Genomic DNA, 22,098 nt, shown 5'->3' with positions numbered 1-22,098 from the left:
TTATTGCGCTTTTTTCTCTCTCGGGTATTTCCACAACCAGCGGCCGCTCGCCATACGCCAGTAGAAAAAGATACCGCGAACGATCCAGTCGAGGAACATCCCGAGCCAGATACCCACGACGCCGAAATTAAGCACGATACCGAGGAAGTAGCCCACCACGATGCGGCAGCCCCACATGCCGACCATGGAAACGTACATGGTGAAACGGGCATCGCGCGCGCCTTTCAGCCCGGCAGGCAACACCCAGGAGGCGGCCCAGAACGGCATAAAGGCGGCGTTCAGCCAGATCAGGATTTTTACGACGTCGATAACGTCCTGTTCATTGGTGTAGAAACGCGCCAGCAGCCCGGCGAATGGCACAGACATAAAGGCCAGCACGCAAAGCCCGAAAGTCGATAACCAGAAAATATGCCGTAGCTGGCGTTCGGACTGGGCGATTTGCCCTTTGCCCAGACGGGTGCCGACAATAATCGTCGAGGCCGACCCTAAGGCGTTCCCCGGCAGGTTAATCAGCGCGGCAATCGAGAAGGCAATAAAGTTACCGGCAATCACGTTGGTACCCATGCCCGCCACAAAGACCTGCGTCAGTAATTTGCCGCCGTTGAACAGCACGGATTCAATACTGGCTGGAATACCGATGCCCAGCACTTCGCGCAGAATGTTGGTATTGAGTGGCAGAAAGTAACTTTTGAGGGAGATTTTCAGCGACGGATTAAAGCCGATCATCAGGACAAAAATGACCGCCACGGCGCCGATATAACGGGAAATCGTCAGCCCCAGGCCGGCACCGATAAAGCCGAAACCCTGCCAGCCGAAGCAGCCGTAAATGAGCACGCTGCTGATGACCAGATTGAGAATGTTCATGCCGCCGTTGAGCAGCATCGGGATCTTGGTATTACCGGCACCGCGCAGGGCACCGGAACCGATCAGCGCAATGGCAGCAGCCGGATAACTCCAGCTGCTCATCTGAAGATAAGAAAGCGCCATTTCTTTCACTTCAGGTTCAGCGTTACCGGCAATCATGTCGATAATGACATGCCCGGAAAACTGAAGCAGCACCGCCAGAAACACGGCGAAAACGGTCATGATCGCCAGTGACTGGCGGGCGGCCGCGCGGGCGCGTTCGTGGTCAAGTTTGCCCAGACTGAATGCAACGACAACGGTGGTCCCCAGATCGACGGCAGCGAAGAAAGAGATGACCACCATGTTAAAACTGTCGGCCAGCCCGACTCCGGCCATCGCTTCTTTACCCAGCCAGCTGACGAGGAAGGTGCTCAACACGCCCATTAACAGAACGCAGGCATTCTCGAAGAAAATCGGTACTGCGAGGGGCGTTATTTCACGCCAGAACAACGTACGGTATGAACGCCGTTTCGGATACCAGGGCGTGCGCTCGATGGCTTTGCGCAAAGAGACGATGACGTTTTGCAAGAGAATTCCAGGGTGGCAGAAAGTAGAACAGCGTTTTAATTTATGATGGTAAAAGACTTCGCATTATGCAAAGTCTTTTTCATCCAAAGCTCTAATTAAATTGTTAAAAAAGAATTAACGGAAAGGCGGTTCGTTAAAGGTACGTAATTTGCGTGAATGCAGATGATCGCCCTCGGCGCGCAGCAGGTCGATGGCGCAGATGCCGATTTGCAGATGTTCCGAGATAGCGCCTTCGTAAAATTTATTAGCCTGTCCCGGCAGCTTGATTTCGCCGTGCAACGGCTTGTCAGAAACGCACAACAACGTGCCGTATGGCACACGGAAGCGGTAGCCTTGCGCGGCAATGGTGGCGCTTTCCATATCAACGGCCACGGCGCGGCTGAGGTTAAACCGCAGCGCAGAAGCCGCATAGCGCAGTTCCCAGTTCCGGTCGTCGGTCGTCACCACGGTGCCGGTACGCAGACGCTGTTTGACTTCTTCGCCCGGCATGCCGCTCATCATTTTTGTGGCGTCATACAGCGCGCGCTGCACTTCGGCAATGCTTGGGATCGGGATGTCCGGCGGTAACACGGCGTCGAGAACATGATCGTCACGCAGATAGGCGTGCGCCAGCACGTAGTCGCCAATGGACTGCGTTTCGCGCAGCCCGCCGCAGTGACCAATCATCAGCCAGACGTGCGGACGCAGCACGGCAAGGTGGTCGCAGATGGTTTTTGCATTCGCCGGGCCAACGCCAATATTGACCAGCGTAATGCCTGCACCGTCGCGGGCAATCAGGTGATAGGCGGGCATCTGGTGTTTTTTCCACGCCAGATCAGAAACGGCCTGCTCCGGGTTTTGCGTCTCAGCGGTGATAAATACGCTGCCTGCGCAAGCCAGCGCTTCATACGGGCTTTCAGGATCGGCGATTTGCGCGCACGCCCAGCTCACGAACTCATCGACATAACGGGTGTAGTTGGTGAACAACACATAAGGCTGGAAATGTTCGATCAGCGTGCCGGTGTAATGGCGCAGACGGGCCAGCGAGAAGTCGGCGCGCAGCGCATTAAAATGCGAAAGCGGGAAAGTATCGCCGGGATATTGCAGGCCGTCCGCGGTTTCATCGCCAATCTGCGAAAGCTCGGTGGTCGGGAAATGTTTTGCCAGCCCGGCGCTCATTGAGCGATCCAGCATCAGATCTGAACCGTCGATCACGTAGGAATAGGGGATTTCCTGCTGTGACGGCACGACTTCAATCAGCGCGTCATATTCTTCTTCGAGCAGGGAAAGCTGTTCCAGCAGGTAATCGCGAAACAGCTCGGGATGGGTGATGGTATTGGCATAACGCCCCGGATGTGAAAAACGGCCATAGGCACGGGTCGGGTTTTTCGCGGGCGTGACGCCGTCCCAGCTGACGCGTAATTCCGGGTAAACAAACAGCCCGGCAGCTCTGGCCGCAACATCCGGCAGCTTGCCCTGAACGATGAAATCTTTAATCGCATCCCGCAATGCGGCAACAGAGTTGTTGTACATCTCTTCGAGCTTATCAATCGCCTGTGCGGAGGTGAGGGATTTGTTATCCATACGTTTTTCCTTTGTGCTTCGTTCATCATCATTCTTTCTAAATATGGCTTGTCTGGCCGGAGCCGCCAATGTTTTATTGGAGCGCGGCGGCCGGATGATGATTTTATGAGCGCATGAAGTGAGCATGAAAGGAAACGCCAGAATCTGAACCGGAGAAGCCCGCCATTTTCCCGGCGGGCAAGATGCGAAGTTTTGGCGGTGTTTACCCGGCCTGCGGGCGGATCACGCGTTTTTGCGCCATATCGAGCGTCAGACCGTCGCCGGGAATAATATTTTTCAGTGCGTCATATTGCTGGCAGAGAAACGCGATACCGGCCTCGCGGGCAATAATCGCACTGTGGGAAACATCGCTGCCCGCGCGCAGGCAAATGCCTTTGATCTGCTGCGCATCGAGCTGCAAAACCGTTGAGGGGAAAATGTCGTCGGCGATAAGAATCGCAGGCCAGCCGATGGCCGGCTGCGCGACGGATTTGCCCGCCAGGTGCGCCAGCGTGCGGTTTCGCAAATCTTCGATATCGATATAACGCGCCTGCAAATAGCTGTCGTTGAGCTGTCGGTATTGTTTGCTCAGGTCGGTCATGACCGAATCCCACGCCCACGAGGCGCTGCAATATTTCTCGCTGATGATCCGGCACGCTTCTTCATACAAATCTGCATCATCGAGCAGCATGTGATGGCCGGAAAATATGGCGGCAATATCGGCGGAGTATTTTTCTTCGGCCATGACGGTGAGCGCGTTCAGGTCGTCCAGCGTCAGTTCGATGGCGCGCATTAAATTGCGCTGTTCCTGCAAGACGTCCGTGCAGGGTTGCAGGCCGGGAAGCTGATGCGGTAAATCCCACAGCACGGCGCTGCCCTCCACGCGGGTAAGAAGAGGAGCAGGCGCAGGGTTTTCTGCTTTCGCGATCTCCGCGCTTTCGCCAAAATCTTCGGCCGCCAGCGCGGTAAATGCGGCCAGCGCAGCGTCTGCCTGAGGTCCGCGTGCCAGCAAAGTCAGCGGGTCATTGCAGCGCACCTGCAACAGGGCAATCTGGTTGATGTTGTCCGGCGTTGCCCGTTTTCCGTCTTTCTCCAGAACCAGTTCGGCATCAAAGCCGGACAGTGCGGCAACCAGACGCGAGGCCGGGCGCACATGCAAACCGTTAGGATTTCTGATCACCACCGACGCCGACCGCGCGTCACGATCATCGGCAAAAGAGGCCAACACCGGCGATGGCGGCGTTTGCGGCGGTAAACCCAGCTGAACGCGTTTTGCCTCCAGAGCGTTCATTGCGTCGTTAATCACTTTGTCGATACCGGCACCGGCCGCTGCGCTGACCGTGGCGGCCAGCGTCCCCTCAACCAGCGGAGCCGCGCACAACCGGACTTTGGCGGCAATCGCCGGATCGAGTAAATCGAGCGCGGTTTCGGCACTGAGCAGCGCGCTGCCCATGTCCATCATCACCAGCACATGATCGGTATCGGCGACGGACTCAATGGCTTCCATCACCTTGATCGGGTCCGTGCCAATCGGATTATCCACATCGTCAATGCCCGCAGCGATGGCCAGCTTGCAGTCATCGCCCGATAACATTTGCCGGGCCAGCTCTGCGACGCCATTGCCCAGCCGGGCACTATGAGAAACGATCACCAGGTTTACCATCGCGTTTTCCTTACTCTTTGGCTGCGGCTGCCAGCATCTGAATCATGAACATCACCGAGGTTGCGCCCGGATCCTGATGACCGATGCTGCGCTCGCCCAGATAGCTGGCGCGACCTTTGCGCGCCTGCATGGTGATGGTGGCATGCGCGGCGGCTTCGGCCCGTTCGCTGGCCGCATCCAGCGCGGCGGTGACGGACAAATGCTGTTCGCCCGACTGACGCAGTGAATCGACCACCGGCAGCCAGACGTCGCACATGGTTTTATCGCCGGGCTCGGCCTTGCCGCGGCTGATCACACCTTCTGCGCCTTCGCGGATCATCCCGCACAGCTCTTCCAGCGTCAGGCTCTGGTGCGCCTGCGTTACCGTCGCGGCGCGGATAAAGAACGTCCCGAGCAGTGGGCCGCTGGCACCGCCGACGTTGGACAGCAGCGTCATGCCGGTGTTTTTGAGGATAAAACCAATGTCTTTGTCGGCAATAGACGGCAGTTTTTCTACCACCTTGCTGAACCCCCGGTGCATGTTCAGGCCGTGATCGGCATCGCCGATTTCCTTATCCAGCCCGGTCAGAAAGTCACTTTCCCGGGTGAAAATATCCCCGCAGCGGTATAGCCAGTTGACGATTTGATTTCTGTTCAGTGACATGTGTTGCTCCTTATTTTCCCCAGTTCAGGCCGGGGGTATGAACCGGCGCATCCCATAATGCGAGCGTGTCGTTATCGACTTTCAGCAGCGTGATGGAAAACCCTGCCATATCCAGAGAGGTGCAGTACGCGCCAACCAGATTGCGTTCGATGGTGATACCGGTTTGCTGGCAGCGTTGTTCGAGGCGGTTATAAACGCCATAAAGTTCAGACAGCGGGGTAGCACCCAGATTATTGACCAGCGCAATCACGCGGTCTCCGTTGCCCAGCGCCTGTTTACCTTGCTGGACATCCTGCCAGCTGCCTTGTGCGGTATCCCACTGGCGCAGCGTGCGGCTGTAAGTGCCGTTTTCCAGCAGCGTGTCGAACATTTCATCCACGGTCTGATCGAGCGAACTGAAGCGGCGGCGGTCGATGCCCGGTTCACCGTGAATACCGACGCCGAATTCCATTTCGTCATCTTTGAGCGTGAAAGAGGGTTGTCCGGCGGCAGGCACGGTGCAGGCACCGAGTGCGATGCCGATGGAATGGCCGAGGTTATTGAGTTTTCGCCCCAGTTCAGCGCAGACGTCCAGAGAATCACCGCGTTCAGCGGCGGCACCCACCAGTTTTTCGATAAGCACGGTATTGGCTACGCCGCGGCGTCCGGCGGTATACAGGCTGTCTTTGACCGCAACGTCATCATCCACCACCACGGTGGAGACTTTTACGCCGCTTTCGTGCAGCAGTTCTGTGGCGGTTTCGAAATTAAGAATGTCGCCGGTGTAGTTTTTGATGATCAGCAGAACGCCTTCGCCGCCGTCGATGTGCATGGCGCATTCGAACATTTTGTCCGGCGTCGGCGAGGTGAAGATTTCACCGGGGCACGCGCCAGCCAACATTCCGTGGCCGATAAAACCGCAGTGCATCGGTTCGTGACCGCTGCCGCCACCGGAAAGCAGCGCCACTTTTCCGGCCACGGGCGCATCGGCTCGGGTGACATAAACAGGATCCTGGTGAAGTGTCAGTTCCGGGTGGGCCTTTGCCAGCCCGCTCAATTGTTCACTCAGTACATCTTCTACACGGTTAATGAGCTTTTTCATTATTCGTACTCCGTCGGAGGTTGTCTGAAGCTGCCCCTTATAGGCGGTGGCAGTCATCGTGCGTAGGGTTACCGGTCATGGTCACCTGGCCGGTAGAGTGATTCTGGATGAGTTAGCGGCAAAAAGAATTTCGGAAAAATGAGTTCCAATACGGAACATGAATCAGAGGTTTTTGTTTCTAAATGGAACGTTTTGGAAAGGAAAAAACCGAAACTGGGACGCAGCGCTATTTTCTGACGGCCATTCACGGCAAAGATAGAACCACGACAGACATTTTTTTGCGCCTGCACTGCGATTTTCAGCACGACGGGCTGTTTCGTTGTTTTGCTGTGGTGAATGATTTTGAAGAAAACGGCGGACAGCGATCGCAATCCGCACATTTTTTATGGTTTTACGTTTCATTATGAAACGCATTGTTTTTCACAAGGTTTCAAATCAGAACATAAACGCGAAAGATTTTTTTGTGCTTCGCGAGCCCTAGAGTGATTGCATCACGTCGGGACAACGTTTCGCTACGCAGGTTGTTGAAAGCAGAGCAGAACGTGAACCGGCGACATTCTGCAAACATGAACTATCTGAGGGCGAAACAATGCTGAAAGTCATTCAATCTCCGGCCAAATATCTTCAGGGCGCTGACGCGTCTGCGTCATTCGGGCAATACGCTAAAAATCTGGCGGAGAGCTATTTCGTGATTGCTGACGACTTCGTGATGAAGCTCGCCGGGGATAAAGTGATTAACGGCCTGCACGACTACGGCGTCAGCAGCCACGCGGAACGCTTTAAAGGCGAATGCAGTCACGCCGAAATTAACCACCTGATTGCCATCCTGAAACAAAAGGGATGTCAGGGCGTGGTCGGTATCGGCGGCGGCAAAACGCTGGATACGGCAAAAGCCATCGGCTATTACCAGAAATTGCCGGTGATTGTGGTGCCGACGATTGCGTCAACGGATGCGCCGACCAGCGCACTGTCCGTGATTTATACCGAAGCGGGGGAGTTTGAAGAGTATCTGGTTTACCCGAAAAACCCGGACATGGTGGTGATGGATACCACGATTATCGCGAAAGCGCCGGTGCGTTTGCTGGTCGCCGGAATGGGCGATGCGCTGTCGACCTGGTTTGAAGCCAAAGCCTGTTACGACTCCCGCGCCACCAGCATGGCGGGCGGGCAATCTACGGTGGCGGCGCTCAGCCTGGCGCGTTTGTGCTTTGATACGCTGCTGGCGGAAGGGGAAAAAGCCCGGCTGGCCTGCGATGCCGGTGTGGTCACTGAGGCGCTGGAACGCATTGTTGAAGCCAATACCTATCTCAGCGGCATTGGTTTTGAAAGCAGCGGGCTGGCCGCGGCGCACGCAATCCATAACGGATTCACAATTCTGGAAGAGTGCCATCATCTTTATCACGGCGAAAAAGTGGCGTTTGGCACGCTGTCACAACTGGTGCTGCAAAACAGCCCGATGGACGAAATCGAAACCGTTCTCGGTTTTTGCCACAAGGTCGGGTTGCCGGTAACGCTGGGCGAAATGGGCGTGAAAGAGGGGATTGAAGCGAAGATTATGGCGGTGGCGCAGGCGACCTGTGCGGAAGGGGAAACCATTCACAACATGCCTTTCCCGGTTTCGCCGGACAGCGTTTACGCCGCCATCGTGACCGCAGATAAACTGGGGCAGCAGTGGCTGGCGCGCTGATCCGCCGCAAATAACTGATCTGACCGCTCATCTGCGGCATAACGTTTCCCCTCTGACTCTGCGATAAATGCGGATCAGAGGGGTTTTTTATGACACATAAACGGAAAAGGTTATGACAAGCCGGGAACAGGATGTGGAAAAAGAAGAAGTCTCTTCGCTTATCGCGCGGTCATGGCAACGCTGCGACCGGTTTATGCAGCGTGAAACCTGGCAGCCGCCGCATCAGGCGCAGGGGCTGACGTTTGAATCGATTTGCCGGCGCAAAACCACGCTGCTGACCATCGGCCAGGCAGCGCTGGAAGATGCCTGGGAATACATGGACAACCGGCCCTGCGCACTGCTGATTCTCGATGAATCGGCCTGTATTCTCTGCTGCTGCGGCGACCCGTACACGCTGGCGCAGCTGGCCGGTTTAGGTTTTCTGGCGGGTAGTTATTGTGCCGAAAGTATTATCGGAAGCTGTGCGTTATCGCTGGCGGCGCTGCTCGGGCAGCCGGTCAGAACCCGTGGCGAGCAGCATTTTAAACAGGCGCTTCACCCGTGGTCGTTCAGCACCACGCCGGTGTTTGATAACCACGGGCGGCTTTCGGGTTCGATTTCCCTTTGCTGCCTGAATGAACAGCAGGCGTCGTCTGATTTGTCCCTGACGCTGGCGGTCGCGCGCGAAGTGGGCAATTCACTCATCACCGACAGCCTGCTGGCGGAATCCAACCGGCATCTCAATCAGATGTACGGCCTGCTGGAAAGCATGGATGACGGCGTGATGGCGTGGAACGAGCAGGGCGTTTTGCAGTTTCTGAATGTTCAGGCCGCGACGCTTTTGCATCTGGATGCGCAGGTCAGCCAGGGGAAAAATCTCAGCGAGCTGGTGACGCTGCCCGCGTTGTTGCGCCGCGCCATCAAACACGCGCGCGGGCTGAACCACACCGAAGTGACGTTTGAGAGCCAGCATCAGTTTATCGACGCCGTGATTACCCTTAAACCGATCGTTGAAGAGCAGGGCATCAGCTTTATTATGCTGCTGCATCCGGTAGAACAGATGCGTCAGCTGATGACCAGCCAGCTCGGCAAAGTCAGCCACACGTTTGAGCAGATGTCCGCCGACGATCAGGAATCGCGCCGGTTAATTCATTTCGGGCGGCAGGCAGCGCGGGGCGGTTTTCCGGTGCTGTTATGCGGGGAAGAGGGCGTGGGCAAAGAGCTGCTCAGCCAGGCCATTCACAATGAAAGCGAATGTGCCGGCGGCCCGTATATTGCGGTGAACTGTCAGCTTTATGCCGACAGCGCACTGGGGCAGGATCTCATGGGCAATGCGCCCACCGATGATGCTAAAGGGCGGCTCAGCCGTCTGGAACTGGCCAACGGCGGCACGTTATTCCTGGAAAAAATTGAGTATCTGGCGCCGGAGTTGCAGTCGGGATTGTTGCAGGTGATCAAGCAGGGCGTCCTGACGCGGCTGGACGCGCGGCGGCTGATCCCGGTGAACGTCAAAGTGATTGCCACGACGACGGTGGATCTTTCCGCGCTGGTCGAACAAAACCGCTTCAGCCGTCAGCTTTACTACGCGCTGCATTCTTTTGAGATTGTCATCCCGCCACTGCGGGCGCGGCGCAGCAGTATTCCGTCGCTGGTACATAACCGGCTGCACAGTCTGGAAAAACGCTTTACGTCTAAACTGAAAGTTGATGACGACGCGCTGGCCCAGCTGGTGGCGTATTCCTGGCCGGGCAATGATTTTGAGCTTAACAGCGTCATTGAAAATATCGCCATCAGCAGCGAAAACGGCCGTATCCGCCTGAGTCATCTGCCGGAATACTTATTTTCTGAACGTCCGGCGGGCGAGAATCCGTCCACGCTGATGCCTGCCAGCCTCACGTTTTCTTCCATTGAGAAAGAGGCCATTATCCACGCCGCCCGCGTCACCAGCGGCCGTGTCCGGGAAATGTCTCAGCTTTTAAACATCGGGCGAACCACGCTATGGCGGAAAATGAAGCAATACGAGATCGATGCCAGCCAGTTTAAACGCAGTCATTCGAACTGATTGCGGCTAAATTTGCAGGTATAATCCAGGAAATTATTCAACGGATTTAGAAACGAAGATGACAAAACTCACCTTACAAGAGCAGCTGCTGAAAGCGGGACTGGTAACCTCCAAGAAAATGGATAAAGTCCAGAGAACGGCCAAAAAGTCGCGCGTTCAGTCGCGTGAGGCCAGAGCGGCTGTGGAAGAAAACAAAAAAGCCCAGCTTGAGCGTGACAAGCAGCTTAACGAACAGCAAAAACAAGCGGCTTTGTCGAAAGAACATAAAGCGCAGGTGAAACAGCTGATTGAGATGAACCGTATCGACATTTCTAAAGGTGATATCGGCTTTAACTTCACCGATAATAATCTGATTAAAAAGGTTTTTGTCGATAAGACAACGCAGGCTCAGCTGATCAGCGGCCGTCTTGCGATTGCGCGTCTGGTGACGGACAGCAACGGTGAGAGTCAGTACGCGATTATCCCCGCCAGCGTCGCGGATAAAATTGCACAGCGTGACGCCAGCAGCATCGTCTTAAACAGCGCGCTGAGCCAGGAAGAGCAGGACGAAGAAGATCCGTACGCTGATTTCAAAGTGCCTGATGATCTGATGTGGTAATCAGCTTCAGAACGGGCTGTTACACCGCGCGCTGACCGGTTCTCCGCTGACCGGGTGAACAAAATTCAGTTCACTGGCGTGCAGCATTAAGCGCGGTGTCTTTTCGGTGCCGGGCAGCAGAAGGCCACCGTACAGGTCGCAGCCTAAAATAGGGTGGCCCAGTTGCTGGCAGTGGATGCGCAGCTGATGGGTTCGCCCGGTTTCCGGGGTCAGCTGCACCCGCGTCAGCGGCAGTAACGTTCCGTCTTCCCGTTGTTGCTCAAAGCGCTCAAGCACCCGATAGTGCGAGCGGGCGGGCTTTCCGCTGATTTCGCAAATTGACATCAGCGGGAACAGCGCCGGATCTTTAGCAATCGCTGCATCAATCACCCCTTCATTTTCCCCCACATGTCCGCAGAGCAGCGCGACGTAGACTTTCGTGACCGTACGCTGGCTTAACTGCTGGCAAAGGGCGGCGTTAATTGCCTTATTCCGTGCAATCACCATCAGCCCGGAAGTCCCGAAATCAAGACGATGCACCAGCGTGCAGCCGGGGAAAATCCTGACCAGCCGGTAATGTACGGAATCGAGGTTTTGCGGGTTTTTGCCCGACAGACTCAGCAACCCGGCAGGTTTATTGATCAGCGCCAGATGGTCGTCCTGAAAGAGGATCTCTATTTCGTCATGACACGGCGGGGCAACAAAGGTATCGATAATCGCGGACATCAGGCTAACCGAAGGGAAAGTGGGAGCGGATGATAACCAATTTTCAGCCCGCTGACGACCCGGCTGACCCGGTGAAAAGCAAAACGCCCGCTCAGGTTTTCTGAGCGGGCGTTTTCAGATGCGAACGTAAATTCAGTGCGGCTTTGGCGACTTCATCAGTATCGCTGTCAGTGCCGAAAGCAGGCAGCCGGCCATCAGATAAATAGCCACGGAATGCCATTCACCGCCGGAATATGTCAGCAGCGCGGCAGCAATAAACGGCGTGAAACCGCCGCCCACCACGCTGGCAACCTGATACCCCACGCCCGCGCCGCTGTAACGATAACCGGCGCCAAACATTTCCGTAAACATCGGCTGTTGCACGCAAACCACCATATCGTGGGCGATATTCGCCAGCAGCAGCGAGAAGATCACCACGCCCACAATTGAGCGCGCATCCAGCGCCATAAAGAACGGGAAAGCGCTCAGCGCGCCGACGATTGCGCCGGTAATGTAGATACGGCGACGTCCGAAACGATCGGCCATCCAGGCGAACATCGGGATGGTCAGGCAGCTCACACCGCCGATCAGCAGCCCGATATTCAGAAACAGTTCACGTGACATCCCCAGATTATGCGTCGAATAGTTAAGCGCAAACGCGGTGACGATGTACATCGTCAGCAGTTCGCACAGGCGCAGGAGAATGATTTTCAAAAACGCGCCGGGGTGGCGGAACAGCGCTTCGAACACCGGCAGACGCTTTTTGGCCTGCTTCGGCTGTTCGGCCTGCGCACGTTCGAACTCCACCGATTCTTCCATGCCGTTTCGCACCCACAGCGCGCCCAGCACCAGCACAATGCTGAACAGGAACGGCAAACGCCAGCCCCAGCTCAGGAACTGTTCGTTGGTGGTCAGGCTGCTGATAAGTGAGACCAGCCCGGTAGACAGCAACAGGCCAACGCCATATCCCATCTGGATCCCGCTGCTGTAAAAAGCTTTCTTGCCGGAGGGCGCACTTTCAACGGCCAGCAGCGCCGCACCGCCCCATTCGCCGCCCACCGCAAACCCCTGAATGGCGCGCAGCGTGACCAGCAAAGCAGGCGCCCACCAGCCAATTGCAGAATACGACGGAAGAATACCGATACACGCGGTGGCGATGCCCATGATCCAGACAGTCATCATCAGCATGCGTTTACGGCCTAAACGGTCGCCGAAATGACCGAAAACAATGCCGCCGAGCGGGCGGAATAAAAAGCCCACGCCAAAGGTCGCAAACGCCGCAAGCGTGCCCGTCGTCGGGTCGACCTGCGGAAAGAATTCGCTGTTAAACACCAGCGCAGCGGTAATGCCGTAGAGTAAAAAATCGAACCAGTCGACCACGGCCCCGGCAAAACTGCCCCAGGCAGCGCGGCGTGCGCGGTTAAGTGAAGGTATCTCCTTATCGGGGCGGGGAGTAATGAGCGTGGAGTCCATAGTTGTTCTGACCGTTCCTTAAATTTCTAAAATTTTTAGTTATTAAAATAGGCAAAAAGGTAATACGTCGTGCACAGCAAAAATCAGCCGCTGTTGAGACTACAGGGACTGCCGTCAGGTTAAAACGCTTTTGCAAAAACAGCAGGGTCGAAAGGGGGATTTAACTCAGGGAATGCAGATGCGCAGATAATTATCCGGCGGCGGAGGGCAAAACGCGATGAGGCAGAGCGTGCGGAACCGCCCGAAAAACGGGGAAACACAAAAGCAAAACGCCCGCTTAAGTTTCCTTAAGCGGGCGTCTCTAATATGGCTCCTCTGACTGGACTCGAACCAGTGACATACGGATTAACAGTCCGCCGTTCTACCGACTGAACTACAGAGGAATCGTTTGAACGGGGCGAATAATAACGACTGGCCGTGGGCATGTCAAAGGGGAAACTGCATAAATGCGTGCGTTTGCTGATACTTTAGGCAAGTTGTTGAGAATAGAGTCAAAAAGGCCCGTTTTTGCACGCAAACAGGCCTTTTAAAGGTTAACGCAGTTCCGCGCAGGCGCGGGTGATCCGTTCGCAGGCTTCCTGCAGGCGGCTGTCGTCAATAGCGTAAGCGATGCGCAAATAGCCAGGCGCACCAAAAGCGGAGCCCTGAAGCGTGGCGACATGGGCGGATTTCAGGAGATAAGCCGCAAAATCTTCGTCTGTCCGGAGAATATCGCCCGAAGCCGTTGTTTTACTCAGCATTCCCTGACAATTCGCGAAGACATAAAAAGCGCCCGGCGGTGTATCCGCGCTGAGCCCGCTGATGGCATTAACGCAATTCATAATCATCGTACGGCGGCGTTGCAGGATTTCTATCCAGCCGGCGATGAAATCGCTGCCCTGTTCCAGCGCGGCGACCGTCGCGGCCTGAGAAATTGAGCTCGGGTTGGAGGTGCTTTGAGATTGCAGAATTTGCATCGCCGAGATCAGCCACGCGGGGCCGCCGGCATACCCAAGACGCCAGCCGGTCATTGAATAGCCTTTGGAGACACCGTTAACGGTCAGAACGCGCTCTTTCAGGCGCGGTTCAACGTTTGCCAGGGTGGCAAAAATGCCCGGTACAAAACAAATTTGCTCATAGATATCGTCGGCCATCACCAGTACGTGCGGGTGATCGAGCAAAACGGCGGCCAGTGCGTGTAATTCTGCGGCGCAATACACCGCACCGGTCGGGTTGTTCGGGGAATTGAGGATCACCCAACGGGTTTTCGGCGTGATGGCGGCCGCCAGATCTTCCGGCTGCAATTTCCAGCCATGCTTCTCGTGGCAGGGCACAATGACCGGTTCGCCTTCTGCCAGCGCGACCATATCCGGGTAAGACACCCAGTACGGCGCAGGTATGATGACTTCATCGCCCGAAGAAACTGTGGCTAAAAGAGCATTGAAGATCAACTGCTTGGCACCACTGCCCGCAATCACTTCATCCGCGCGGTAGCCTATCTGATTTTCGCGATTAAACTTAGTAATGATGGCCTGTTTGAGCGCGGCTGTACCGGCGACAGCCGTGTATTTTGTGTCACCTTGTACAATCGCTTCGATCCCTGCCTGCCTGATATGTGCAGGCGTATCGAAATCAAGTTCGCCTTCGCCGAGGTTTATGACATCCATGCCCGCCGCGCTCAGCGAGCGGACCTGGTCGGAAATCGTCGCCGTCGGCGAAGGGCGCACACGACGTAAACGAGGTGCTAGAAAGTCAGCAGACATTGTTTCCCCTGTTTGAACAATAACAAAATTGTATTATGTGAATCATTAAAACCAATTTAAACTTATCATTCTTCTTTTTGCTTTGCTCATAATTTATTCGTATAGAGCAGCTTTTTTGCCGGCGGAAATGGTACGGCAATCCCTAAACTGACTCTGGGGTCAGCGGGTTGCCTGAACTTTCCTTTTATTTTTCAAGGTTCTCTTATGGCTTTTATTTTTGTTGCGCATGACACGCCTGAGCCTTCCTTGTACGGGGCGATGGCGGCAATACTGGCTGCACAAAAGCATTTACCGCTGGCGCATCTGCCGGTGAGCTGGGACGTCGCGTTGTATCCCGATGCCTGCCAGCACGTCATCGGGGAAGGGCAACTGATGACCAGCGGGTTGTTATGGACCGAGAGGCTCAATCCGCAGAGCGCCGGTAAAGTGATGGAGCTGGGCGAATTACTTGAAACCTATGGCACGCAGGATGTCATTATCCCGCTCGGGCCGATGCAGCTCATTCAGTTCACGCAGATTGCCCGGCAGGTGCGTGAAAGCGCGTTCGATTATGAGCTGATCAACGTGGAGCGTTCGAATCAGGGCTATGCCTTCAGCCGCCACGGTATGGAAGATGAATCGCTTGGTTGCTGGTGGCGTGATAACTACGGGCGCTGGATAAACAAAAATACGCCGCCGCAAACCCTCACGACATTACGCATTGCGCTGGTCGGCGCGCAGTCTGACCAGTGCAGCGTTTATCCGGCCACGCTGGCGGCGCTGGGTGATGCGGCAGATGCGCTCGCGCTTTCGCTGGATGTCGTTTACGCCGCGCCCATGGCGCTGGAAGATCATCTCCATGAAGTGATGGAAAACGTGGACGGCATTTTGTTGCCGGGCGGGGCGGCGATGTGTAACGTCAGCGGGCAAATCAGTGCCGCGCATTACGCGCTGAACCGCAATATTCCGATCCTCGGGTTATGTCTCGGAATGCAAACCATGACCACGGCAATCGTGCAGAAAATGATCGGCTGTTTGCAGGCTAATCTTGCCGAAGCCGACCCGGACGCGGAGATTAAAACCTTTGTTCCGCTGAGCAATACACCGGCGTTTCCGGTTCACCGGCTGGGCAACCATACGATGCTGACGCAGCCCGACAGCAAATTGCGCGAGATCCTGGGCGAGACGTTTACCGTGCGCTATAACCACCGCTTCCATCTTGAGCCGGCGCTGAAAGCCGGGCTGGAAGCTTACGGGCTGCGCATCAGCGGGACCGATCTTACCGGGCAGATAGCAGACGGCATTGAATTCCCGCAACACCCTTTTTATCTGGGCGTTCAGGGGCATCCTGAGCTGTCGTCACTGCGCATAAAACCGCATCCGTTGCTGACGGCGTTTTTGAAAGCGGCAGCGTTAAAGCGCAGTTAACACCGGACCGGCCCAGTTCTCCATGAGCAAGCCGTCGATGCGTGAGAATTCTCTCAGGTTGTTGGTCACCATGACCATGCCGGCGCTGCGGGCCTGTGCGGCAATATGCATGTCGTTTACGCCGACCGGGCTGCCGCTTTTTTCAAGCATGGCGCGGATATGCCCGTAATGCGCGGCGGCTTTCTGGTCGTAATCGACAATGTGCAAATGAGAGACGAAGTCCTCAATCACCTTTCTATTTGTTTGCGGGCTGGCGCTTTTCTCTACGCCGTGCAGTAACTCCGCATAGGTCACCATGGAGATCGCCATGTGATCGGCGTGCTGATTGAATTTTGCCAGCACGCTCATCGGACGCCGCTTCAGGATATAAATGACAATATTGGTATCCAGCAGGTAAGTCAGCATTAAAACGTATCCCGATCCGTCTGGTGTTGAGAGCCGCGTTCTTCCATGAAATCAGCGGAAACGCTGAGGTCGCTGTGGAAGAAATTATCCCATGTGCTTTCAGCCGGTGTGAGTACCAGCGAGTTCCCTACCTTTCTTATCGTCACAGTCTTTACCTCATCAGGAAAACGGCACTCTGCCGGAATACGAACGCTTTGCGTCCGGTTATTTAAAAATACTGACCCTTTTGACATGGTGCTTTCTCCAGTTACGTGACCTTAGCCCGGCAAATAGCCCGACAAATTCTGGCTAAAGTTTACGCGCCTGAAAAATATAGTGCAAAGGTATATACGCGGAATGTGAAAGACAACGAAAGAAATTAGCGGATGTTGGATTTTGCGGGATGGCTCGGGGAAAAAGCTGCAACAAAAGAAAATCCCCGCAATATTTACGGGGAGCCTCTGGAAAACGGGGTTACTTCAGTGTGACGCCGGAACGCGGGTCTGCCGCCAGACGCTGCAATTCCTGCTCAACCAGACTGATGATGCCGGGTTCCAGGTCAATCAGCGGCGCGCGAACATGGTGGCCGTCGAAGCCGCGCAGGTTCATGGCAGCTTTCACCAGCTGCGGCTGGCCGTAACGGCGGGCGAGGGCGCGGTACGGATACCACAGGCGGTGAAGTTCGCGGGCGGTGTTTGCATCGCCGCTTTCCAGCGCGCGGTACGTCGCCAGAATAATTTCCGGCAACGCGCCGCTGTTGGTGGTGCTGATGCCGTCGAAACCGCACATCATCGGGCCTAAAAACGCCAGGTCTGAGGCGCAGAACAGACGCAGACGTCCGCCCAGCCGGTTGGCAATCTGGTCTATCGCCGTCGGGTTCAGATCGCCCTGTTTGATGCCGACAACGCCCTCGATATCTGCCAGTTGTTCCAGAACGACCGGCGGCAACGTGATGCCAATGCCCGGCGCGTTGTACACCAGAATCCCGGTGCGTGACAGCGGTGCCATCTGTTTGAAGAAGCTGATGATTTGCGCGTCGGTGACTTCAGAAACAAACGGTGGTGTCACCATCGGCAGGCCGCCAAGGTCGCCCGCCAGTTGTGTTAAATCGCGCACCACGCGGGCGTCGGAACCGGCGCTGCACAGCATGACCGGCACGCGATCGCCGACCACTTCCATCACGTGGCGGAACAACGTGGCGCGTTCGTCAGCGGTCATCGCCGGGAATTCGCCATAAGTGCCGCCGATCAAAATACCGTCATAACCCAGCCCGATAACGCGTTCGATATTGCGCGATAACCCGGCGAAATCGAACTCACCGCTGGCGGTAAACGGCGTCACGGTGATGTTAAAAATACCTTTCAGGCGGGCCTGACTTTCACTGATGTCTTTCATTTATTCAATTCCTGTAAAACGAAGCGGTTGGCAAAATCAGAGTAAATACAACGGGCGGTCAACTGTGCCCAGCGCGCGATAACCGGTTTCGGTCACGACAATTGTTTCGCTGACGCCCACGGTAAATTCGCCGTAAATACGCAGTGCGGGTGGAATGTGGAAGGTCATGCCCGGCTGTAATTCGGTGGTAATGCCGCTGTAGAGGCTGAGGATGGCGCCTTCGCCCCAGTCAGGTGCGAACGAAATGCCGATGGAATAACCGGTGCGTTTCTTAAAATTATCGGTGTAACCGGCGCGGTCAATCACGGCCTGACAGGCCAGATGCGGCGCTTCGCAGGTGGCACCCGGGCGGATGGCGTCGAGTGCGGCTTGCAGCGCTTCCTGACACACTTTTTCCATTTCCAGTGCAACCGCGGGCGGTTTGCCGAGCCACGCGGAACGCATTAGAGCCGCGTGATAGCGGTCATGCGTGGCGGCCATTTCGAGGAAAATCGGGTCGTTGTCGAGGATCTTACGGCGACGCCAGGTTCCGTGTGGCACGCCGGTGCGCGGGCCGGTGGACACCAGCGGTTCCATGCCCATGTATTCGGAACCGGCGGCAATGGCCGCGCCCATCATGGCAGAAACCAGATCGTTTTCAGTGGCTCCTGCGGCAATGGCTGCGCGTCCGGCAAGCATTCCGGCATCAACGTAACGGGCCGCATGCGCCATTTTTTCCAGTTCGGCGGCGGATTTCACTGCCCGCAACTGTTCGATAACGCCAGCGGCGTCGTGGATTGTGCCAATCTCAGCCTGTAAGGCTTCATAAACCGCAACCGGCAGGAACCAGCCGCGTTTGTCGATGCCAATCCGGCTCTTCATCCAGCCACGCGCTTTCAGCATGTCGAGCAGGAAATTCACCGGATTATCGCCGTCGGTGTAAATCGCCGCGTCGCGGATAAAGGTGTTGGAGATGAAGTTGAAATACTCCAGCTGGCGGATAACAAATACCGGATCGCCTTCCACCGGCAACACCAGCGTCTGGAAGGTGTAATAGCCCGGCGTCTGCTGGCCGGTCAGATAAAAAATGTTTTCCGGGCCGGTGATAACCATGACGTCCAGACCGGCTTTCACCAGTAACTGACGCGCCCGCGCAATGCGCTGCTGATACTCTTCTTCGCGAAACGCGGATTCCGCGCCGGGAACGACGCTGCCAAGGTCTGGCAGGGAAACTGACTGTGCTTTCATTGTGCAAACTCCTGAATAAATTCTGTCTGAGAAGGGGTGAAGCTGATGCCCAGCCCTGCGCCGGACGGGCTGCTGAGCATCCCCTGGTGATAGGAAAGGCCGTGAACCGGGTCGTTGCCCAGCCCGTCGGCACCGTAAAGTTCGGCATAACGCGGCTGGCTGGCGCGGGCGACGTGCAGGGCAGCGGCGGTCGCGGCGCCTCCCTCATTCATCTGACCGATCATGAACGGCACACCGGCGGCGGTCAGCCGTTTGGCGGCGGCCAGTGTGGGGGCAATGCCGCCCATTTTGACCAGTTTCAGGTGCGCCATAATTTTGCCTTCAAGCTGCAAAATGCGTTCTAAATCAGCCTCACTGCTCATGCTTTCATCGAGCATCAGCGGCACCGGGCTGGCGGCGGCCAGTACCGGATAAAAGTGCGCGTTGGCATCGGAAACCGGCTGTTCGAGGTAGCTCATCTCGAATTTCGCCAGCGCCAGCAGATGACTGCGCGCTTCTTCCGGCTGCCACTGGCCGTTAGCGTCCGCCGATAAACGGATTTCATGGCCGAAACGCCGCCGCAGGGCGCTGAGCCGGGCTTCGTCTTCGGCAAAGGATGCGACGCCGACGCGCAGTTTCAGCTGCGTAAAACCCCGTTCGACATACGCCGTGGCCTGTTCGAGCATTTCATCCATCGGCGTCCAAAACAGCGTCTGGTTGGTGTGGTAACTCACCGTTTCGGCATTTTCTGCGCCCGCCAGTTCTGCCACGCTGAGCCCGTTCTGGCGTGCAATCAGGTCATGCAGCGCGATGTCTATCAGCATCCGCGTCGGTGCCAGAAAATCGGCTAAAAGCGCCGGAAGATTCAGCAACAACGTACTGGCAGGCTGGCTGAGATCCAGCATGCGCAGGGCGCGGATCACATCACTTAATACCAGTTCAGCGCTGTAGCCGTTGAGATAAGCAATGTTGATACGCACTTCACCGATGCCGTTAAAATTCTTCTCCTCCAGCAACAGATACAACGTATCCAGCCCGGTAATGGTGCCGGATGACGCGGTGTGCAGTTGCAGGTGCGGGTAGCGTAAATCGGCGCGATACAAAGTGGCTTTCACCGGCGGCTCCTCAGCGTTTGAGCATTTTCAGCGCAACGTCGCAGTAGATTTTGCTGCCCGCAATGAATTCGTCGATCGGGATAAATTCATCAGGCTTATGCGCCACCGCCAGCGAACCGGGGCCGATAATGATGCCCTTCGTGCCGAGACTGCGAAAATGCACCAGATCGCAGCCGCCCTGAAAACCGAACGGTCCGGGTTCCGGGTTGCCCTGCGCGGCGCAGGCTTCAACGCCCGCCAGCACAATCGGGTCTTCAGAATCGGTTTCGGTCGCGCCGCCGGTGGTTGGTTTAAAGGTGATGATTTCGCTGCGCACGCCGAATTTGTCGTGAGCCAGTTGCAGTAAATCCTGAATTTCCTGTTTTACCGCGTCTTCGTCTTCGCCCGGCACCATGCGGCGGTCGAGCAGTAATTCGCAGGCACCCGGCAGCACGTTATCGGCGTGTCCGCCGCTGATGCGCGTCACGGTCAGGCTGGCGTTGCCGACCAGAGGATGGCAGCGGCAGCGCACGCTGTGTTCGTGGGTTTCTTCGACCAGGCCGAGTAACTGCGCGGCGCGGAAAATGGCGTTTTCGCCCAGCTCCGGCGTGCCGGAATGCGCGGTCACGCCGTGAACGCGAACCAGCGGACGCAAACTGCCTTTGTGCGCGGAATAAGTGGTGTTGGAGGTCGGTTCGCCAATCACCACGTAATCAATGTGAGCAGGTGCTTCGCGGACATAAAACTTCGCGCCTTCGCTGGCGACTTCCTCATCGGCGACAAAAATCGCCATCAGCGTGCCGCTCCAGTCGTTACGGTTGGCGGCCAGCCAGCGCATGGCTTCAATCATGGCCACAAGCGGGCCTTTGGCATCGCAGGCTCCGCGGCCAAATAACTTGCCGTCGCGCTCGGTCAGCGTGAACGGATCCTGTGCCCAGCCTTCTCCGGCGGGCACCACATCGATATGCGTGTTAAACGCAAAACACGGGCCGTCACCGTTTTCCAGGCGGCCAATGACGTTGGTGCGCCCCGGCGCGTAATCGCTGAGCGTCATGTCGAAGCCGATTTCACTCAGCATCTGGCTGATGAGTTCGGCCGCTTCACGTTCGCGCCCTGGCGGGTTTTCGGTGTTAATCGCGACCAGTGCGGCCAGATCGCGTTTCATTCTGCTGATATCGGGCGATGAAAGGCTCATCGGTGTCTCCTGAAATATCTTTTTTGTGGCAAAACTGGCCCCTGGTGAGGGCGCAATACGGGGGTGATTCCGGGTAAAAGGATCAATGTAAAATCTGATCCAGGAAGCGTTGTGCCCGAAGGCTGACGTCGCCGCCGAAGAATTTTTCGCCGGTCGCGTTTTCGATAATCTCGCCGTTTTCCATAAAGACGATTTGGTTGGCTGCGCGTTTTGCAAAGCCCATTTCATGCGTGACGACAATGCTGGTCATGCCTTCCGCGCTGAGATCGGCCATCACGTCGAGGACTTCGCGGATCATCTCCGGATCCAGCGCCGACGTAGGCTCATCAAACAGCATCAGTTTTGGCTTCATGGCTAACGCCCGCGCAATCGCCACGCGCTGCTGCTGGCCGCCGGAAAGTTCGTCCGGGAATGAATCTGCTTTGTCGGGAATGCGCACTTTGCCCAGCAGTTCCAGCGCCTGCGCTTCGGCCTCGCTGCGGCTGACGCCGAGCACGGTCATCGGCGCAAGCATGATGTTTTCCGCTGCCGTCAGGTGTGAGAACAGTTCATAGTTCTGGAACACCATGCCGATGTCCTGCCGCAGTTTGTGCGGCTCGACGCTGGCATGCGTGATGTCTTTATTGCGAAAGAAAATCGACCCGCCCTGAACCGGCTCCAGCAAATTAATGCAGCGCAGAAGGGTGGATTTCCCCGAACCCGACGGGCCAATCAGCACCACGGTTTCCCCTTGTGCCACATTCAGGGAGCAGTTTTTCAGCACATGCTGCGGGCCAAAATGTTTATCGACGCCGATGATTTCCAGAACCGGTTTGGATTTACTCACGGGCTT

The 22,098-nt window shown here is 56.2% G+C and carries 20 protein-coding genes and 1 tRNA gene; 5 read left to right on the top strand and 16 right to left on the bottom strand.

What is annotated here, in order from left to right:
- The 5 genes from KWG64_RS05885 to dhaK all read right to left on the bottom strand — a co-directional run bounded on the left by KWG64_RS05885 (position 1) and on the right by dhaK (position 6,360).
- Positions 1–1,431 (bottom strand): EmmdR/YeeO family multidrug/toxin efflux MATE transporter, encoded by a 1,431-nt coding sequence (locus tag KWG64_RS05885; RefSeq protein ID WP_305080195.1) that lies wholly within the window; start codon positions 1,429–1,431, stop codon positions 1–3.
- Positions 1,432–1,545: 114 nt separating this feature from the next.
- Positions 1,546–3,120, bottom strand: a complete 1,575-nt coding sequence (locus KWG64_RS05880; RefSeq protein ID WP_255533945.1) for an AMP nucleosidase — start codon at positions 3,118–3,120, stop codon at positions 1,546–1,548.
- Positions 3,121–3,196: 76 nt separating this feature from the next.
- Entirely contained in the window at positions 3,197–4,636 is a 1,440-nt protein-coding gene (gene dhaM, locus KWG64_RS05875; RefSeq protein ID WP_218521227.1) for a dihydroxyacetone kinase phosphoryl donor subunit DhaM, read from the bottom strand.
- 10 nt (positions 4,637–4,646) lie between these two features.
- The gene (gene dhaL, locus KWG64_RS05870) at positions 4,647–5,279 is read right to left on the bottom strand and encodes a dihydroxyacetone kinase subunit DhaL (RefSeq protein ID WP_218521226.1); all 633 of its coding nucleotides are present in this window, start codon (positions 5,277–5,279) and stop codon (positions 4,647–4,649) included.
- A gap of 10 nt (positions 5,280–5,289) precedes the next feature.
- Positions 5,290–6,360 (bottom strand): dihydroxyacetone kinase subunit DhaK, encoded by a 1,071-nt coding sequence (gene dhaK, locus KWG64_RS05865; RefSeq protein ID WP_218521225.1) that lies wholly within the window; start codon positions 6,358–6,360, stop codon positions 5,290–5,292.
- Between the two features lie 182 nt (positions 6,361–6,542).
- On the opposite strand from dhaK, the gene KWG64_RS05860 reads away from it, so the two are divergent.
- From KWG64_RS05860 to KWG64_RS05845, 4 genes are all read left to right on the top strand, one after another.
- Entirely contained in the window at positions 6,543–6,767 is a 225-nt protein-coding gene (locus tag KWG64_RS05860; RefSeq protein WP_218521224.1) for a hypothetical protein, read from the top strand.
- A 182-nt stretch (positions 6,768–6,949) separates the two neighbouring features.
- Positions 6,950–8,047 (top strand): glycerol dehydrogenase, encoded by a 1,098-nt coding sequence (locus tag KWG64_RS05855; RefSeq protein WP_218521223.1) that lies wholly within the window; start codon positions 6,950–6,952, stop codon positions 8,045–8,047.
- A gap of 112 nt (positions 8,048–8,159) precedes the next feature.
- Positions 8,160–10,088 (top strand): dihydroxyacetone kinase operon transcriptional regulator DhaR, encoded by a 1,929-nt coding sequence (gene dhaR / locus KWG64_RS05850; protein ID WP_218521222.1) that lies wholly within the window; start codon positions 8,160–8,162, stop codon positions 10,086–10,088.
- 58 nt (positions 10,089–10,146) lie between these two features.
- On the top strand, positions 10,147–10,686 hold the full coding sequence (locus KWG64_RS05845) for a DUF2058 domain-containing protein (protein ID WP_195824454.1): 540 nt from the start codon (positions 10,147–10,149) through the stop codon (positions 10,684–10,686).
- A 6-nt stretch (positions 10,687–10,692) separates the two neighbouring features.
- On the opposite strand, the gene KWG64_RS05840 is transcribed toward KWG64_RS05845, so the two are convergent.
- The 4 genes from KWG64_RS05840 to KWG64_RS05825 all read right to left on the bottom strand — a co-directional run bounded on the left by KWG64_RS05840 (position 10,693) and on the right by KWG64_RS05825 (position 14,585).
- Positions 10,693–11,391 carry an RluA family pseudouridine synthase gene (locus KWG64_RS05840; RefSeq protein WP_218521221.1) on the bottom strand — a complete coding sequence of 233 codons (699 nt, stop codon included), beginning with the start codon at positions 11,389–11,391 and terminating at the stop codon, positions 10,693–10,695.
- 132 nt (positions 11,392–11,523) lie between these two features.
- Positions 11,524–12,843: a shikimate transporter gene (gene shiA, locus KWG64_RS05835; protein ID WP_218521220.1), complete on the bottom strand. Its 1,320-nt coding sequence runs from the start codon at positions 12,841–12,843 to the stop codon at positions 11,524–11,526.
- Between the two features lie 307 nt (positions 12,844–13,150).
- Positions 13,151–13,226: transfer RNA gene (locus tag KWG64_RS05830), tRNA-Asn, on the bottom strand.
- A gap of 150 nt (positions 13,227–13,376) precedes the next feature.
- Complete coding sequence (locus tag KWG64_RS05825; RefSeq protein ID WP_218521219.1) at positions 13,377–14,585, bottom strand: pyridoxal phosphate-dependent aminotransferase; 1,209 nt, start codon at positions 14,583–14,585, stop codon at positions 13,377–13,379.
- A gap of 204 nt (positions 14,586–14,789) precedes the next feature.
- Between KWG64_RS05825 and KWG64_RS05820 the strand changes: the two genes are divergently transcribed.
- Positions 14,790–15,992 (top strand): gamma-glutamyl-gamma-aminobutyrate hydrolase family protein, encoded by a 1,203-nt coding sequence (locus KWG64_RS05820; protein ID WP_218521218.1) that lies wholly within the window; start codon positions 14,790–14,792, stop codon positions 15,990–15,992.
- Here the strand turns inward: KWG64_RS05820 and KWG64_RS05815 are convergent.
- From KWG64_RS05815 to KWG64_RS05785, 7 genes are all read right to left on the bottom strand, one after another.
- Positions 15,978–16,397 carry a type II toxin-antitoxin system VapC family toxin gene (locus KWG64_RS05815; RefSeq protein ID WP_218521217.1) on the bottom strand — a complete coding sequence of 140 codons (420 nt, stop codon included), beginning with the start codon at positions 16,395–16,397 and terminating at the stop codon, positions 15,978–15,980. The genes KWG64_RS05820 and KWG64_RS05815 overlap by 15 nt on opposite strands.
- Positions 16,397–16,630 carry a type II toxin-antitoxin system VapB family antitoxin gene (vapB, locus tag KWG64_RS05810; protein ID WP_152326865.1) on the bottom strand — a complete coding sequence of 78 codons (234 nt, stop codon included), beginning with the start codon at positions 16,628–16,630 and terminating at the stop codon, positions 16,397–16,399. Before vapB ends, KWG64_RS05815 begins: the two co-directional genes overlap by 1 nt.
- A gap of 220 nt (positions 16,631–16,850) precedes the next feature.
- Positions 16,851–17,771, bottom strand: coding sequence for a dihydrodipicolinate synthase family protein (locus KWG64_RS05805; protein ID WP_218521216.1), 921 nt, complete (start codon positions 17,769–17,771; stop codon positions 16,851–16,853).
- A 36-nt stretch (positions 17,772–17,807) separates the two neighbouring features.
- The gene (locus tag KWG64_RS05800; protein WP_229893159.1) at positions 17,808–18,998 is read right to left on the bottom strand and encodes a Xaa-Pro peptidase family protein; all 1,191 of its coding nucleotides are present in this window, start codon (positions 18,996–18,998) and stop codon (positions 17,808–17,810) included.
- Positions 18,995–20,092 (bottom strand): mandelate racemase/muconate lactonizing enzyme family protein, encoded by a 1,098-nt coding sequence (locus tag KWG64_RS05795; RefSeq protein ID WP_218521215.1) that lies wholly within the window; start codon positions 20,090–20,092, stop codon positions 18,995–18,997. Before KWG64_RS05795 ends, KWG64_RS05800 begins: the two co-directional genes overlap by 4 nt.
- A gap of 10 nt (positions 20,093–20,102) precedes the next feature.
- Positions 20,103–21,266: a M20 family metallopeptidase gene (locus KWG64_RS05790; protein ID WP_218521214.1), complete on the bottom strand. Its 1,164-nt coding sequence runs from the start codon at positions 21,264–21,266 to the stop codon at positions 20,103–20,105.
- A gap of 82 nt (positions 21,267–21,348) precedes the next feature.
- A complete protein-coding gene (locus tag KWG64_RS05785) occupies positions 21,349–22,092 on the bottom strand; it encodes an amino acid ABC transporter ATP-binding protein (protein WP_152326870.1) in 744 nt (247 codons plus the stop codon).
- Positions 22,093–22,098: the final 6 nt, after the last annotated feature.

This window comes from Rahnella sp. PD12R, from assembly GCF_019200965.1.
Taxonomy (GTDB): domain Bacteria; phylum Pseudomonadota; class Gammaproteobacteria; order Enterobacterales; family Enterobacteriaceae; genus Rahnella; species Rahnella laticis.
Note: the sequence above shows the minus strand (reverse complement) of the source record. Positions and strands in the feature narration are given on the sequence as shown.

What these genes read in the sequence shown, in the direction of transcription:
- KWG64_RS05805 (WP_218521216.1), bottom strand. Translation starts at nt 17,771, where the DNA reads ATGAAAGACATCAGTGAAAGTCAGGCCCGCCTGAAAGGTATTTTTAAC.
- vapB (WP_152326865.1), bottom strand. Translation starts at nt 16,630, where the DNA reads ATGTCAAAAGGGTCAGTATTTTTAAATAACCGGACGCAAAGCGTTCGT.
- dhaM (WP_218521227.1), bottom strand. Translation starts at nt 4,636, where the DNA reads ATGGTAAACCTGGTGATCGTTTCTCATAGTGCCCGGCTGGGCAATGGC.
- KWG64_RS05820 (WP_218521218.1), top strand. Translation starts at nt 14,790, where the DNA reads ATGGCTTTTATTTTTGTTGCGCATGACACGCCTGAGCCTTCCTTGTAC.
- KWG64_RS05860 (WP_218521224.1), top strand. Translation starts at nt 6,543, where the DNA reads ATGGAACGTTTTGGAAAGGAAAAAACCGAAACTGGGACGCAGCGCTAT.
- KWG64_RS05800 (WP_229893159.1), bottom strand. Translation starts at nt 18,998, where the DNA reads ATGAAAGCACAGTCAGTTTCCCTGCCAGACCTTGGCAGCGTCGTTCCC.
- KWG64_RS05855 (WP_218521223.1), top strand. Translation starts at nt 6,950, where the DNA reads ATGCTGAAAGTCATTCAATCTCCGGCCAAATATCTTCAGGGCGCTGAC.
- KWG64_RS05815 (WP_218521217.1), bottom strand. Translation starts at nt 16,397, where the DNA reads ATGCTGACTTACCTGCTGGATACCAATATTGTCATTTATATCCTGAAG.
- KWG64_RS05840 (WP_218521221.1), bottom strand. Translation starts at nt 11,391, where the DNA reads ATGTCCGCGATTATCGATACCTTTGTTGCCCCGCCGTGTCATGACGAA.
- KWG64_RS05880 (WP_255533945.1), bottom strand. Translation starts at nt 3,120, where the DNA reads ATGCTCACTTCATGCGCTCATAAAATCATCATCCGGCCGCCGCGCTCC.
- dhaK (WP_218521225.1), bottom strand. Translation starts at nt 6,360, where the DNA reads ATGAAAAAGCTCATTAACCGTGTAGAAGATGTACTGAGTGAACAATTG.
- dhaR (WP_218521222.1), top strand. Translation starts at nt 8,160, where the DNA reads ATGACAAGCCGGGAACAGGATGTGGAAAAAGAAGAAGTCTCTTCGCTT.
- KWG64_RS05845 (WP_195824454.1), top strand. Translation starts at nt 10,147, where the DNA reads ATGACAAAACTCACCTTACAAGAGCAGCTGCTGAAAGCGGGACTGGTA.
- shiA (WP_218521220.1), bottom strand. Translation starts at nt 12,843, where the DNA reads ATGGACTCCACGCTCATTACTCCCCGCCCCGATAAGGAGATACCTTCA.
- dhaL (WP_218521226.1), bottom strand. Translation starts at nt 5,279, where the DNA reads ATGTCACTGAACAGAAATCAAATCGTCAACTGGCTATACCGCTGCGGG.
- KWG64_RS05825 (WP_218521219.1), bottom strand. Translation starts at nt 14,585, where the DNA reads ATGTCTGCTGACTTTCTAGCACCTCGTTTACGTCGTGTGCGCCCTTCG.
- KWG64_RS05790 (WP_218521214.1), bottom strand. Translation starts at nt 21,266, where the DNA reads ATGAGCCTTTCATCGCCCGATATCAGCAGAATGAAACGCGATCTGGCC.